Source organism: Grimontia sp. SpTr1 (assembly GCF_947387585.1).
GTDB lineage: Bacteria > Pseudomonadota > Gammaproteobacteria > Enterobacterales > Vibrionaceae > Enterovibrio > Enterovibrio indicus.
The window spans coordinates 16,227-31,405 of sequence record NZ_CANDOD010000015.1; the positions used below are offsets into that span (position 1 = coordinate 16,227).

Here is a 15,179-nt window from a genome sequence, read left to right on the forward strand (position 1 = left end):
GAAGCCGTGACCAAAGAATTAAAGCTCCAAGGTCAAAAGTACCGATTGTTTATCTTTGGAAAGAGGCGGCGCGGATGCGCCGCCAGATTTAGAGATTAAGCTTTTGGCTTAAGGTCAAGAATGTGCAGCAGACGCTCATTGATACCTTGCCAAATCATTGGACGGCCTTTGGCATTGTCCGCACTCCACCAGCCAGTGAAGCGTGATTCGTTGAACTGGTAAGTAGAAGCCGCAGACAGAACTGGAATCACTACTTGATTGTCAGAAAGGATCTTCTCAATCTTGTGAGCCATTTCCACTTGCTCTTCACGGTCAGCTGTTGAGTAGAATTTCTCCAGCAGCTCGTCTACTTCCGCGCTCTTGAAGCGGTGCATCGCGAAGCGTGGGTTACCTTCTTTCGCCATGAAGCGAGAGTGGAAGCCAGTGTCCCAAGTCTGGTGTGGATCTGGACCTGTGAAGTAGTTAGTCAGAGCTACGTCGAACGTACCACCAGCCATTGCTTCGTTGTAAACAGAGAAGTCAGGCGTTACAGCTTTCGCTTTGATGCCCACATCTGCCAGGTTTTCTGCTGCCAGCTGTGAAGTGTTGTTCCAGTCAGTCCAGCCAGAAGGAGTCTGGATTGCCAGTTCAAAGCTCTTGCCTGATGGAGTTTCTACGAAACCGTCACCATTGATGTCTTTGAAGCCTGCTTTCTTCAGCAGCTCTTTAGAAAACTCAACGTTGTATGAGTTGAATTTCTTCGCTGCATCGTAAGTTGCAGGGTTAGACCAGCTTTGGTAAAGCGCCGCGATACCAGCTGCAGAGTGGTTTGGAGAACCTGCACCGTAGAACGCGATGTCAATGATTGATTGACGGTCGATAGCAGTAGACATTGCGCGACGGAAGTCAACGTTAGTCAGTGCTTCGTTCTTAGCTGCTTCTGGGTGCTCGAAGTTAACCAGCAGGTTAACAGAAGAGCCTACTGGTGCTGGCCAGTATTTGTGGTTCTTGTTCACTGATGCGTAAACTGCGTCGATATCTGGGATGAACGAAGAAGTCCAGTCCAGCTCAGAAGCAACAATCTTAGACAGCAGACCGTCGTTGTTGTTGATCAGAGGCATACGCAGACAGTCGATAGCTACGCTGTCAGCATCCCAGTAGTTAGGGTTTTCACACTGTACATACAGGTTGCTGGTGAAGGTATCAACTTCGGTGAACGGACCAGTACCAACTGGAGTTTCGTTCGCGAAAGCTTCTGGCTTATCGACCTTGCTCCAGATGTGCTTAGGAACAGGATGCGTTTGAACCAGTTTGAAAGGTGCTGAAGAGTTAGCTTCGTTCAGCGAAATTTCAACGCTGTTGCCTTTCACTTTAACGTCGCTGATCAGCGCTGCGTTACCTGCAAGGTCAAGCGCTGCGTTTTCACGGATCAGGTTGTAAGTAAATGCCACGTCCTCTGCAGTGAAAGGTGTGCCGTCAGACCATTTAACGCCTTCACGGATTTCGAAAGTTACTTTTCTCAGATCATCTGAAACAGTGTAATCCTTCGCGAGACGCATTACTGGAGTGTTACCGTCCAGCTGGTTGAAGATAACCAGTGGCTCGTAAACGAAGTCCAGAGTTGTTCTCAAGTTGTTCTGCAAGAACGGGTTGAAGTTACGAGTAAGTTGTGGGTAGAAGTCAGGTACGATAGTTAGTTCTACTCTATCGGCAGCGCTGACAACAGGAGCTGTCAGTACCGACGCTGCGGCCGCAACGACGGCTACTGCAAGTTTTGTTTTCTTTAGATTGGCAAGCATAGCTGTTCCTTACTAGTTGCTTTGTTCCACTTGGTTCTGACCGTAATCAATTTGGTCAGGCCGGAACCCGCTATGGATAACCACTCAAGTGAACTTGGTCATCCACATGGCCGTGCAGGCTCAGTGCAATGTAAGGAAACTCCGGTTCTGTTTTTTGGTCAATTGGGTCGCCCGTTAAAAACGTTAAAAGAAACCGACCTCTTGTCAAAACCGTCAATATTGACGATTTTGACAAGGCTTTACCACATTTGACTAAGGTCAAAAAATGACCTGATTCGGGTTTCATTACCCGCCTATGTTAGTGCCCACTAACCATTTATCCCTCTCTGAATATGGATGTTAACGAGATTGAAATATTGAGTGATCTCGATCTCCGTTTGTTTGAGTCGTTAATTTTCTGCTGAAAATTTGGGGCCTGATTTTGTTGTGATTCTCTTCTCATAAACGGAAAAATAGTCTCACGCTTTTATGTTGAGGTTAAAAATAGAACACTTTTAACGGGGTGTTTTACGGCAAAATCGTCCTATGCAAGGTGTGTTGAGTGGTGTGTTTTACGACGAGAATTAAGTTTGGTTGTCGCTCTACGCAGCGATATACAAACGCCGGCTGCGCTCTTATGAAGGGGCTTTCAAGCGCTCTGGCGAGGGTTGAGATTAGAGAACTCTGAGCAGCGTCTAGCGCGAGAGAGAAGGACTAAGGCAAGAATGCATTTCGTCATGAGTGAAGCAAACGCACGCCTGCGCTTGTCTTTTGTGACATTAAGCGAGAGGGAATTTATGTCGAAAAAAAGCCCCTGTACGGGGCTTATGAGTATGAAGGGATTATCTTGAAATCAAAGCCTGAAGCCTTTCTCTGAGCACTTCAAGCTCACTTCTTTCTTTATTTTCTTCAGGGCAACGTTCAAGAACAAAATCGATGGTGCTGATGACAGTACGCCAACGCGGCGATTTTGGAACGGTTTCGACGTGGAGGTACTTATCCAGCGTTCGTGTCTGCAGGGTGCTCCTGTCCAGATAGACTCGCCAAAGCCCACTTTCTTCCGCCAGATCAAATTTGGTTTTTCCTGTCGAATTCTGCCAGAAATTCAAGGTAGCACTCATGACTTTGACCAGAGTGTCGCGCAGGATATCGGCCTTATCCGGCTTGCTGCCAGAGAAACGGTCCGCCATGCGGGTGAACTCACCACCTAACTCCCTGAGTTGTTGCAGTTTGTCCATGTCGCCGTCATAGGCATAATCTGCCAGTGCCGAGACGGCATTTTCCAACAATTGTACCCGGTGAGATGAGGCCTTCTTACCCGTGTTGAGGATAAGCATCATTTGCAAGCCAGATGATTCCGGTAGCGTGATTAAGTCAGTGTCAATATCGACAATGTCTCCATCGATTTTAAACCTGAACTGGCCGCTGTAGTGACCTCGGTTTGATTCCGGTTCAGGCAACGCCATGGCAAGAAAATCATCGAGCTGATGGCGTTCAATCTGCTCTGCGCTTAAATGGAAGATTTCACTACACGCATCGTTGGCATAGGTGATCTTGCCACTTTCCTGTACACAGATAATCCCTTCAGATGCGCTATCGAGCATGCCGAGCAGTCTGTTTTGTACTTCGCGCAGACCTGCTTCTACCTGTTCCCTAAAGTGGATTTCTTTTTGCAGGGTACGGTTATGTTCGCGTTCCTGTTCAGTCAGCGAAGCATTGATGTATGCGCGGATCCTGGCGCTTAGTTCATCCTTGTTGAAAGGTTTTGTCAGGTAGTCATTGGCTCCAGCATCAAAGCCTTTTACCTTATCCTGAACCTGCCCCAAGGCTGAAAGCATGATGATAGGCAGGTCAGCCCGGCTGTAACGCTCCCGAAGATGGCTACAGACTTCATAGCCACTTAATTCTGGCATCATGACGTCAAGCAGCATCAGCGATGGCTTTTCCATCGTAACGGATTCAATTGCCTGACGGCCATTTTCCACTGCTTTTACCCGATAGCCTTCAAGACGCAGGAAGTTATTTAGAACCTGCAGATTCACCGGTTCATCGTCCACTACCAAGATCAATGGACCGTCTGGGTTTTCCGGTAATTGGGTGTAATCAGCCTGATCAAGCTCTACCCGCGGCACAGCGAAATGCGCATTATTGGCGAGACGGGTTTTTGCTTTGTCTTCCTCGGTTGCCAGGGGCAGGGTAAAGCTAAACGTGGTTCCCACCATCGGCTGGCTGGATACGTAGAGTTGACCGCCCATGATGTCGATAAGCTGACGACTGATGGAAAGACCAAGTCCGGCGCCCTGACGATACTGCGCGGCATTGCCGCTCGCTTGTGTGAGAGGCTCGAAAATATACTCAAGCTGATCCGACGGGATACCTTGGCCAGTGTCTACCACCTGAATGCGCAACTGTCCTTCAAGCACAGTGGCAGAGATGATGATCTTGCCTTCGTCGGTGTATTTGATGGCATTGCCAATAAGGTTATACAGCACCTGCTCCAGACGCTGTTCATCGGCACGAACCAGCGGAAGGTCAATAGGTACCTGATTGATGATACGCACCGGCTTTCCGCCCAGCAGATGGCTGGAAAGCTCAATAACCAGCCTCACTGCATTGGCGGTATCGACAGCTTGAGGAGAGATTTCAAGTTCGCCGTAACGCATCTTGTGGTAATCAAGCAAATCATCCACCAGGTTCGAGAGACGTTCGCCACTGTTGATGATCATTTGAAGCTGATGCTTTTGGCGTTCTGGCAGCGGACCTTCTGCGCCTGCCAGTATTGATTCGGCAATCCCCACCATGCCATGGAGCGGTGTACGCAGCTCATGGGAGGTTGTTGCTAGAAAGTCATCTTTCATGCGGTCAGCTTGTTGAAGCTCTTCGTTCTTTTGCTTGATGACCTGAATATTTTGTTCGAGCTCTTTATTTTGCTCGCGGATGAGAGCCAGTTTATCGCGCACTGAGCGCTGCATACGGGCAAAACTGACAGCCAGTCTACCAATCTCATCTTCACGGTCTGTGTTGTTAATTTTCTGGTCCAGATCGCCCGCTGAAACTTGCTCAGCGGCCCAGGTCAGTTTGAGCAAAGGCGCCGTGATAGAGTTAGACAGCATGTGTGAAGCAATCACCACTAACAAAATGGCAATGACCATGACCGCAATGAAGATTTTCTCCAACTGGTAGATGCGGGCGAATGCTTCTTCTTCCGGTAACTCGAGGACGATCGCCCAGGAAGTACCCGGAATATCAACTGGCGCATAGGCACCCAATACGCGGTGATTCTCTGGACTCAGGAAACTACCGACATCACGAAGACCTGCGAGAGCGGCTTCAATCGCGGTACTGTTAATTGGTGCCAGTTTTTCTGTCGTTACCAGATTACGAGGGATAAGATCATTGCCCACCAACAGGGTGCTGATGTAGCCCTTCTCCTGGGGGGTTGAGTTGAGCATTTTATCCAGCGCATTGTTTGGCAATTTAAACAGCACGTAGCTGTGCAGGTAGCCCTGCTGCATGATAGGTGCAGCAAACCACGCCACCATTTCACCATTGGTTTGCTGGGTGTAGTCGGTGAAAGCGATCGGCGTATTATCACTGTCTGTCAGAGGGCTATCGACCGTCTCCCTGATGTCAGAGAACGTTTTACCTACTGCGGTTTCACGCCATTTTTCAGAAAGCAGGTTTGAGCCAAAAGCGTCATCTTTTAACGCGGAATAAACCACGTTTCCGTGAATGTCGACCAGTAAAATATCTGAAAAATCAGAACGCTTCAGGTGTTCTTTATAGGCCCAGTCATAGCGCTTATGCAGTAGGCGGTACCGCTCGCTGCCAATGAAATTGCTGTCGTTAGCGCCGGGTGGTAACGTGGCGTTTGAATCGGCACCATAGCGCTCCCGGGCAACGTTGCGGGCAATTTCTTCTGTGTCGCCAAGCTGTTGGAATGCGGCTATTAAACCGTAGAAGCGCCCGCCACTGGCGGTGGCAAGTTCTGAGCGGCTAAAGGATTTTACTTCCGAGTGACGCGCATCAAAGTAGCTGATGATTTGCTCTTTTTTGTTGTCACGTAGGAAAGATAAGTGTGTGGTGCTTTGTTGTTCAAGATCGCTGCTGTGCGATTCAAGGAAGAAAATAGCCAGCAGGGTGAGAGGCGTAATACTCAGCACCAGAAAAGCCAACATCAGCGTGTGCTGAAGTCGCTTGAATTTCTGTTTTTTTTGCATGTCTCTGCCTGAGAAATCGGAAATCAAAAAACGCTTTGCTTAGCCGAATATTGTCGAATTTGACGGTAGCTAAAAGAGGCGGATATGAAATTAATCCATCTCCAGCCCTTATACGGACTTATTTTTTCTTGGCAAGTAAGTTATCAATGAACTCCGTGATAGTGCGCAAAATTAACGTTTTTGACGGGAAATAAAACCCCGCAACAACAAAATGGGAGCCATCGGGCTCCCTCGGTGTTACTGGCGTTTTGCAGCGTGATATATCGCAAACTTGTTACTCTTGGCCAGTGTTTCACAATGCCCGAATGCCTTTTCAATAAACGGCATATAGCGAAGGAAGCTGTTGGCAACAATCGTCAATTCACCCGCACGGTTTAGGTATTCTGGCGCACGTTCGAGTAAGGTTTCTGTGGCGGCGTAATGCGTTTTAAGACCCGCATGAAACGGAGGATTACTCACGATATGGTCGAAATGCCCGTCAATATCGCTATAAACATCAGAAGCGAAAACTTCTCCGTCAAGATTGTTAAAACGCAAGGTTTCACGTGCTGAAGCAACGGCTAGCGCGCTGATGTCGACCATGGTGATTTGTGTGTTGGGATAACGTTGCTTAATCACTGTACCTATCACACCTGCTCCACAGCCAAAATCCAGCACTTTGCCTTTCAGTGTCGGCAAGTTATCCAGAAGCAGTTGAGTTCCTGCATCAAGTTCTCCATGACTGAATACACCAGGAAGAGAGCGGATAGTCAGTGATTGCTCACCCACATTGAGTGGATAGCTTTTGTACCAGTCTTCCAATACGAAAGGTGCTGGCTGGTTATCACATTGGCCCCAATAGAAGCTGCAGCGGCGGGCCGAGTCAAATTTTGTGACACGACCATATGGCGCAAACATTTTCTCAATGCTTTTTACGCCGCTTCGGTTTTCGCCTACAACGGCTATCTCTGTTCCCGCGCCAAGCTCCGCCATGAGCATTGAAAGCAGAAAGTCAGCTTCGGCTTTTGCCTTCGGCCAGTAGAGCAGAACCATATCGACCTGAGGTGTGGCTTGATAGCTTTCACCAAATTGCACATCAATGTTTTGATAACGACGCATTTGATTGGCGTAAGCAAGGTTGGTTGTGAAGATGCTGACGCTTGCAGCAGTGCCTTCGAGCTCGGATGCAAAGGTATCTTCCAGTTCACCTGCAAGCAGAACGTGTTTGCCTTCGAAATACTCGAGCTGGCGAGCTGCAATTTGGCTAGGAGCAGTGTAGGACATGGATACCTCGGGGCTATCAAACAAAGAGGCGCGGATTTTCCCACAAAGTTACCTGTGAGGGAATATGCCGCGCCTTAGGTACAGATCCTAGTATCAGCAGTTATCTTGCTTCTCAAGGAAGCTGTGGAATTCAGTTTCGTACATTCGGAACAGTACCAGTGTGAGCGAGAAAATAATGGGGCCATAAATCAATCCCATCAGGCCATACACATGCAGACCACCAATCAGTGAGAAGAAAATCAGCAGGGTATTCATCCCTGAGTTTCCTTGCATCAGCAGAGGACGCAGGATGTTATCGACCGAGCCCACCACGATAACGCCCCAACCTGCGAGGAAGGCTGCCCATTCCCATTGTCCAATCAACAGCAGGTAAGCTGCGGCTGGTAGCCAGATAAGTGCGGTTCCAACAACCGGAATAAACGAGGCAAAGGCCATCATTGTGCCCCAGAATAGACCCGCAAACCCGGCAAGCCACATGGCGAAACCACCCACGATGCCTTGAGCGAGTGCGGTGAGGAAAGAACCCAGCACTGCTGACTTGGCCACTTTCTCTGCTTCATCCAACAAAGTATCTTCCTGACTGCGGGAAAGGGGGCTGACGTGACGCAGCATGTTGATGATCTTGTCGTGATCGCGGAGCAGGAAGAACAGCACGAACAGCATCAACAGGAAGTTCACGAATACGCCTGTCACATCACCCAAGATTTTTGAACTCATGCCCAGCATTTGAGAGCTCATTGCTGACAGTGTCGAAGCGGCTTTGGCAACCAATTCCTGAGGGTTGATGGAGTCGGTAGGTAACCATTTATCCACTAAAGCCAGGCCGGATTTGACAAAAGGTGCTGCCAATATTTCTTTTGCGCCTCCTTGGGTAAGCCACTCGTAGGCACCGGTAAAGAAGGTCACGCCCTGACTCAATATGGCGGCGGCGACAAAAATCAGGGGGATGATAATCATCACGGTCAATAACGTGCAGGAAAGCGCGGCAGCAACGTTAGGGTGGGATGGCAGCCTGTTTTCGATTTTCTCGTGCAGAGGAAAGAAAAGCAGGGAGACAATAAATGCCAGCACAATAGACCCCATGTAAGGGGCGATGAGCATGTAACAGGCATACGCTGCGAGAAGCAGTGCACCTATCAATGTCCAGTGTCTTGGTTCGGCCTTGAATGACGCCACAGCATGGCTCCTTAGTTTCTCTCCACCAATTGTGGAGAAGAGTGTAGTAAGGAAGCTATGATACGTTGTGATAATTCAACGAGAAAGGACAAAAATGATGGCGTGTTGCGAAGGCAACTGCGAGTCCAAAAAACGACGCAAACTGAGTCTGCCGTTACTTTGTGTTGTCGCCCTTGTGGTACTTGTCGTGATCAACTGGCAATAAAAACGGAGCCTAAGCTCCGTTTTTTATCATAAAGACGTTTACTCTGCGGCCAGCTTTGCAAACGCGCGGTCGGCGGCTGCCAGTGTGGCTTGAAGTTCTTTCTCACCGTGTGCGAGAGAGGTGAAGCTCGCTTCAAATGCAGATGGCGCTAAATACACGCCTTCTTCGAGCATTAGATGGAAGAAGCGTTTGAATTTCTCAATGTCACATTGTTGAACGTCAGCAAAACAGCTGATGGTGTCTTTGTCGGTAAAGAAGAAACCGAACATACCGCCAACTTGGTTTACCGCCAGAGCAACGCCGTGTTTATCAGCAGCGGTTTTGAAACCTTCAGCCAAACGCTTGGTCAGCTCTGCAAGATGCGCTTCATTGCCTTCTTTTGACAACTCGGTCAGCGCCGCTTCACCGGCTGCCATGGCGACAGGGTTACCGGAAAGCGTACCCGCTTGATAAACAGGACCTGTTGGTGCGATGTATTCCATCACGTCACGACGGCCACCGAATGCACCTACTGGCATGCCGCCACCGATAACTTTACCCAGAGTCGTCATATCTGGCTTGATGTTGTAATGGGCCTGCGCGCCGCCTAGAGCAACACGGAAACCTGTCATTACTTCATCGAAAATCAACAGTGCGCCGAATTCGTCACACAGTGCTCGAAGCCCTTCAAGGAAACCTTCCTGTGGTGGAATACAGTTCATGTTGCCTGCAACCGGCTCAACAATGATACAGGAGATCTCTTCTGGGTATTGCTCGAAAGCAGCACGCACTGAGTCCAGATCGTTGAAGGTACAAGTGAGCGTGTGTTTGGCAAAATCTGCAGGCACACCTGGAGAGGTTGGCTCGCCCAGTGTCAAAGCACCGGAACCCGCCCTCACCAGCAGGCAGTCTGCATGGCCGTGGTAGCAGCCTTCAAACTTAATGAATTTGTCGCGGCGGGTAAAACCACGTGCCAGACGAATAGCACTCATAGTCGCTTCGGTACCAGAGCTCACCATACGTACCATTTCCATGGAAGGAACCAGCTTGCTAACTAGCTCAGCCAGCGTGATTTCGCGGGCAGTTGGTGCACCGAAGCTCAGGCCATTTTGCGCTGCGGTGATTACTGCATCACGAATGCTTGGGTGGTTGTGACCCAGGATCATAGGGCCCCAAGAACCAACGTAGTCGATGTAGGCTTTTCCATCTGCATCATAAATGTACGCGCCATCAGCACGTTCGATAAAAATAGGATCGCCGCCTACACCTGCGAAAGCGCGAACGGGAGAGTTCACACCGCCAGGGATGGTTTTGCGGGCTTGCTGAAATAGCTCGGCTGATTTTGTCATGGTTCTTTCCTAGGGTCTGTTGGCCTTTGGTGGTTAAATTTTGTTCTTGCGAAAAGCGTTTTAGGCGCGGCGAGCTTTATAACGCTTAGCATTCTAAGTAAATACAGCTCAACAAAGCATAAAGCGCTTTTAGCTGAACCCTTCGGGCGGCGCTTGTGGGGGCTTTCTACCACGTTATCGGCTTCTCAAGTAGGCCAGCTACATGTCGAAACCTCTGCCTTGTATAAAGTCCCCACAAGCGCCGCAAAAATCATCACCAAAGGTCAACAGACCCTGGACTATTTGATCATTAATTCACTGTCGGTGCGTATTGTACGGGATACGTTGAAAGGGTGCGAGATGGATGATGAGGTAAGCATCACATCCGGCTTAAACTTGGTGTATATTGCTGAGTAAGTTTCCGTGCGAAGAGCAATACTTGAACGAATTAGTCAGGTATTAGATAATGCGGTCAGAATATAAAGAGTTAATGTGAGGTAACAATGAGTGATGCCGCTTTGCCACTGCAGTTTTCTGAAACCGCAGCGAATAAGGTAAAAACGCTGATTCAGGAAGAGGAAAATCCGAACCTGAAGCTACGTGTGTATATCACTGGTGGTGGCTGTAGTGGGTTCCAGTACGGCTTCACGTTTGATGAAAGCGTCAACGATGGCGATATGACCATCGAAAAAAGTGGTGTCACCTTGGTTGTTGACCCAATGAGCCTGCAATATTTGATCGGCGGTGTCGTCGATTACACAGAAGGGTTAGAAGGCTCACGTTTCTTCGTTAATAACCCTAACGCAACGACTACCTGTGGTTGTGGTGCCTCTTTCAGTGTATAAACTATGAGACACTCTTTTTAAGGCGCGGCAGTTCTTAGCGGAGCTGCCGCGTTTTTTCAATGGACCAGCAGGATCAGCGTCCATTTTCTTTCACTGCAGTAACTACGTCAGGATGGAACGATTATGACGAATGCAGGCGCGAAAACGTCTTTCCTCTCCCAGCGTCCCTGGGTCATTTCTCTTGTATTACTTTGTGGTTTGGTCTTTTGGGTTGGCAGCGGTCATAGCAATGAGCAGTCTGTCGCTGACAAAAAAGAACCAGCGGCAGCACCATTAACGAAAGTCGGCGTTGAAACATTCCATGCAGAGCCGGTTACCCGCTCTATTTCGTTATATGGACGCACGGCACCTGATCGCTCAGCCACCATTTCGGCGGAAGCAGCAGGTCGGGTCACCAAAGTGTCTGTCCGCAAAGGGGCTTCGGTTAAGCAGGGTGATTTACTGCTTTATATCGACAAAGCCGACCGTCAGGCGCAACTCGAACGCGCTGAGGCACTACTTTTGGTGCGTGAAAAAGAATATAACGCAGCCCAATCATTGAAGAAAAAAGGGCTTCAAGGCGAGGTGGCGTTCTCGCTGGCCCAAGCCAATTTGGTGGAAGCCCGTGCGACAGTGAAGAACCTCAAACTGGCACTTTCTCACACCGAGGTAAAAGCACCGTTTGATGGCATTGTTGATGACCTAAATGTGGAAGTTGGTGACTATCTTGGCATCGGCGATCCTATGGCGACTTTGATCGATCTCGATCCTCTAATCGTGACTGCTGATGTAAGCGAAAAACACATCAGCGATATTGATGAGGATTTGCCAGCCAATATTTTGCTGGTTAATGGCGCGATGAAAGAAGGGCGTCTGCGCTACCAATCCAGCATCTCCTCTCCGGCAACCAATACCTTCACCATTGAGCTGGAAATCACAAATCCAGAGCAAAAGTTACCTGCAGGTATCAGTGCGGAAGTGGATCTGGCACTTGAGCAGCAAAGCGCTGTGAAGCTGAGCCCCTCAATGTTGGCATTGGATGAAAAAGGTAACTTGGGAGTGAAAACCTTAAAAGGTGACAAGGTTGCCTTTGTCTCTGCCAAAGTCGTTAAAGCTGAGCAAAATGGCGTTTGGCTGGCAGGCCTTGGTGATACGGTGGACGTCATCACCAAAGGACAGGGCTTTGTGCGTGACGGTGATGCCGTCGAGGCGGTGCGTCAAGCGTCGGCACAATAAGGGGAGCATCTCATGAGAACATTGATTGATGCGTCACTGGCTCGCACCCGTACCATGGTTACCCTGTTATTGGTGCTTTTGGTCGCGGGCTTTTACACCTATCAAACCATTCCAAAAGAATCTGATCCTGACATCACCATTCCGGTGATTTATGTCTCTGTCAGCCACGAAGGCATTTCCCCAGAAGATGCGGAGCGTCTTTTGGTGCGTCCGGTTGAGCAAGAACTTCGCTCGATTGAAGGCATCAAAGAAATGACGGCAACGGCGACGGAAGGCCACGCTTCTGTGACGCTTGAGTTTAACGTCGGTGTTGATCTCAATGAAGCCATGGCGGATGTGCGTGAAGCTGTAGATCTGGTGAAGCCGCGTTTGCCGGACGACAGCGACGAACCAACCGTCAACGAAGTCACTTTCGCCAACATGCAGCCCGTATTGTCGATTGCTTTGTATGGCGATGTTTCTGAGCGTGCGATTGTAAAAATCGCCCGACAGCTTCAGGAAGAACTGGAAGGCTTTAAACAAATCCTCGAAGTGGATATTGCCGGCGATCGTGACGACGTGGTGGAAATTATCGTCGAACCTTTGTTGTTGGAAAGCTATGGGCTGGATCAGCAAGACATCTTTAATCTGGTTTCCCGTAACAACCGCGTTGTCGCGGCAGGGTATGTGGATACCGGGTACGGCCGCTTTTCCGTCAAAGTGCCTTCAGTCTTTGAAACTGCAAACGATGTTCTGACTTTGCCCATCAAGATTGAAGGCAATCAAGTCGTCACAGTTGGCGATGTTGCAACCGTTCGCCGCGCGTTTAAAGATCCGGAAAGCTTTGCCCGTCTGGATGGTAAGCCAGCGGTCGTGCTGGATGTCAAAAAGCGCGCCGGCGAGAACATCATCGAGACCGTCGAGCTAGCCAAGGCGGTGATGAATGAAGCGCAGAAATCTCCGCTTTGGCCGGGAGCTCTTCAAGTGAAATACACTTGGGACGGCTCTGAAGATGTACGTTCGATGCTGACGGATCTTCAAAACAACATCCTCTCCGCTATCTTGCTGGTGGTGATTGTCATTATCGCCATTCTGGGGGCGCGCACTGCGCTGCTGGTGGGCGTTTCGATTCCTGGCTCCTTTTTAACGGGCTTGGTGGTGCTGTCATTAGCCGGACTGACGGTCAATATCGTCGTGCTGTTTTCTCTCATCATGGCGGTTGGCTTGTTGGTTGATGGTGCGATTGTGGTGACGGAATATGCCGATCGCCGGATGCGTGAAGGTGTGGATCGTAAAATGGCCTTCCGGGAGGCTGCGCACCGCATGGCATGGCCGATTATCGCGTCGACAGCCACTACTCTGGCGGCCTTTGCTCCGCTTCTGTTCTGGCCGGGTATCACGGGTGAGTTCATGGGATACATGCCATTAACCCTGATAGCAACGCTTGCTGCTTCTCTGGCGATGGCACTGTTGTTTGTGCCAGTGCTGGGCAGCATGGTCGGTAAACCGCTTCCTCTAACAGCAGAGCAACAGGCCCGAACCCATGCGCTTGAGCAAGGTGATTTCTCTCAAGCCCGCGGTATCACGCTTGCTTATATCAATACGCTTTCCATTGCGATCAAGCACCCGATTAAAATTTTGATTGCCGCTTTGATTGTGGCTGGTGGTGTGTTCTTCGCTTACGGGAAATCAGGCCTTGGCTCAGAATTCTTCCCTGACGTCGATCCGGCATTCTTCAACATCAAAGTGCGCTCGCATGGTGATCTTTCTATCTTCGAAAAAGACGCCTTGATGGCCGAAGTTGAAGAGCGTGTCATGGGCATGGACGAGATTGAATCCGTTTACACCAAAACCGGAGGTCAGGATGAGATTGGCGTGATCCAAATGAAGCCTGTCGATTGGCAAGAGCGCCGTAAGGTAAAAGAGATCATCGAAGAGCTTCGCGAGAAAACGGCGGATTTATCGGGTTTGGAACTGGAGTTCAAAAAACCTGATGCTGGCCCGCCGAGCGATCACGATTTATCGATTGAGGTCAGTGCGGCAAACCCTGCGCTGATCGCGCCTGCTGCCAAGCAAATTCGCAGTCTGCTTGAACAGGACCCGGCATTCACCAACTACAGCGACACCTTGACCAAACCAGGCATTGATTGGTCGATTGATATCAACCGTGAAGATGCTGCCCGCTTTGGTGCAGACGCCCTGCTGGTAGGTAACACGGTACAGTTCGTCACCAATGGCCTCAAGATTGGTGATTACTTGCCAGATGATGCCAGTGAAGAAGTGGATATTCTGGTGCGTTATCCTGAAGAGAAGCGCGATATTGGACGCTTTGATGAACTCCGGGTGATGACGCCTTATGGGTTGGTGCCCATCACTAACTTCGCCCAAATTAAGCCAGAGCCGAAACAAGGCAATATCGACCGTGTTGATGGCAAGCGTGTGGTGAAGGTCATGGCCGATATGACGGAAGGATATAACCTCAGCTTGGCGTTGCCCGGATTGAACGAGCATATCGAACGTTTGGGGCTATCTCCAGAAGTCAAAGTCACACTGCGTGGACAAAATGAAGAGCAGGATGAAAGTTCAGCCTTCCTGATGACAGCCTTTTTGGCAGCATTGGCGGCAATGGCTTTGATCCTCATTACCCAATTCAACAGCTTCTATCAGGCGTTCCTGATTTTGAGTGCAGTCTTGTTCTCGACAGTGGGTGTTTTCCTTGGCCTTCTGGTATTCCAGCGTCCGTTTGGGGTCATCATGTCTGGCGTTGGTGTGATTACGCTTGCGGGGATTGTGGTGAACAACAACATTGTATTGATTGATACCTACAATGTAATGCGTCGCCGTGGCCTTGAAAAAGTTGATGCCATCTTACGCACCGGTGCTCAGCGTTTACGTCCAGTACTATTAACTACCGTAACGACGATTCTGGGTCTACTGCCAATGGTGCTGGAAATGAACGTTGACTTGGTGAACCGCGGTATTGAATTCGGCGCACCGAGTACTCAGTGGTGGTCTCAACTTGCTACAGCCGTAGCCGGTGGTTTGGCGTTCTCTACAGTACTGACTTTGGTGCTCACCCCATGTCTTCTGATGCTGGCCCGTGAGCCAAAAAGGGTGAAGAAAGAAACCAATATGATTTGGCAAACCGAAGAGAAGGAGTCGACGCTCCCAAAGCCACAACGAGAAGCTGAGCCTCAGCTTTGAGGCGGAAT

General features: G+C 49.6%; 8 protein-coding genes. 3 read left to right on the forward strand and 5 right to left on the reverse strand.

Going from position 1 to position 15,179, the window contains the following annotated elements; translation table 11 throughout:
- Positions 1 to 95: 95 nt before the first annotated feature.
- The 5 genes from QL223_RS18890 to hemL all read right to left on the reverse strand — a co-directional run bounded on the left by QL223_RS18890 (position 96) and on the right by hemL (position 9,949).
- The gene (locus QL223_RS18890) at positions 96 to 1,778 is read right to left on the reverse strand and encodes an ABC transporter substrate-binding protein (RefSeq protein ID WP_281545621.1); all 1,683 of its coding nucleotides are present in this window, start codon (positions 1,776 to 1,778) and stop codon (positions 96 to 98) included.
- An 821-nt stretch (positions 1,779 to 2,599) separates the two neighbouring features.
- Positions 2,600 to 5,977 (reverse strand): response regulator, encoded by a 3,378-nt coding sequence (locus QL223_RS18895; protein WP_281545622.1) that lies wholly within the window; start codon positions 5,975 to 5,977, stop codon positions 2,600 to 2,602.
- Between the two features lie 237 nt (positions 5,978 to 6,214).
- Positions 6,215 to 7,240, reverse strand: coding sequence for a 16S rRNA (guanine(1207)-N(2))-methyltransferase RsmC (gene rsmC / locus QL223_RS18900; protein WP_281545623.1), 1,026 nt, complete (start codon positions 7,238 to 7,240; stop codon positions 6,215 to 6,217).
- Positions 7,241 to 7,333: 93 nt separating this feature from the next.
- Positions 7,334 to 8,416, reverse strand: coding sequence for an AI-2E family transporter (locus tag QL223_RS18905; protein WP_281545624.1), 1,083 nt, complete (start codon positions 8,414 to 8,416; stop codon positions 7,334 to 7,336).
- 243 nt (positions 8,417 to 8,659) lie between these two features.
- A complete protein-coding gene (hemL, locus tag QL223_RS18910) occupies positions 8,660 to 9,949 on the reverse strand; it encodes a glutamate-1-semialdehyde 2,1-aminomutase (protein WP_281545625.1) in 1,290 nt (429 codons plus the stop codon).
- A gap of 482 nt (positions 9,950 to 10,431) precedes the next feature.
- Here hemL and erpA point away from each other — a divergent pair, with 482 nt between their 5' ends.
- From erpA to QL223_RS18925, 3 genes are all read left to right on the forward strand, one after another.
- A complete protein-coding gene (gene erpA, locus QL223_RS18915; protein WP_165017150.1) occupies positions 10,432 to 10,773 on the forward strand; it encodes an iron-sulfur cluster insertion protein ErpA in 342 nt (113 codons plus the stop codon).
- A 123-nt stretch (positions 10,774 to 10,896) separates the two neighbouring features.
- Positions 10,897 to 11,988, forward strand: a complete 1,092-nt coding sequence (locus QL223_RS18920) for an efflux RND transporter periplasmic adaptor subunit (protein ID WP_281545626.1) — start codon at positions 10,897 to 10,899, stop codon at positions 11,986 to 11,988.
- Positions 11,989 to 12,000: 12 nt separating this feature from the next.
- Positions 12,001 to 15,171: an efflux RND transporter permease subunit gene (locus QL223_RS18925; protein WP_281545627.1), complete on the forward strand. Its 3,171-nt coding sequence runs from the start codon at positions 12,001 to 12,003 to the stop codon at positions 15,169 to 15,171.
- Positions 15,172 to 15,179: the final 8 nt, after the last annotated feature.

Coding starts and splice junctions, on each gene's coding strand:
- QL223_RS18890 (WP_281545621.1), bottom strand. CDS start 1,778: ATGCTTGCCAATCTAAAGAAAACAAAACTTGCAGTAGCCGTCGTTGCG.
- QL223_RS18895 (WP_281545622.1), bottom strand. CDS start 5,977: ATGCAAAAAAAACAGAAATTCAAGCGACTTCAGCACACGCTGATGTTG.
- rsmC (WP_281545623.1), bottom strand. CDS start 7,240: ATGTCCTACACTGCTCCTAGCCAAATTGCAGCTCGCCAGCTCGAGTAT.
- hemL (WP_281545625.1), bottom strand. CDS start 9,949: ATGACAAAATCAGCCGAGCTATTTCAGCAAGCCCGCAAAACCATCCCT.
- erpA (WP_165017150.1), top strand. CDS start 10,432: ATGAGTGATGCCGCTTTGCCACTGCAGTTTTCTGAAACCGCAGCGAAT.
- QL223_RS18920 (WP_281545626.1), top strand. CDS start 10,897: ATGACGAATGCAGGCGCGAAAACGTCTTTCCTCTCCCAGCGTCCCTGG.
- QL223_RS18925 (WP_281545627.1), top strand. CDS start 12,001: ATGAGAACATTGATTGATGCGTCACTGGCTCGCACCCGTACCATGGTT.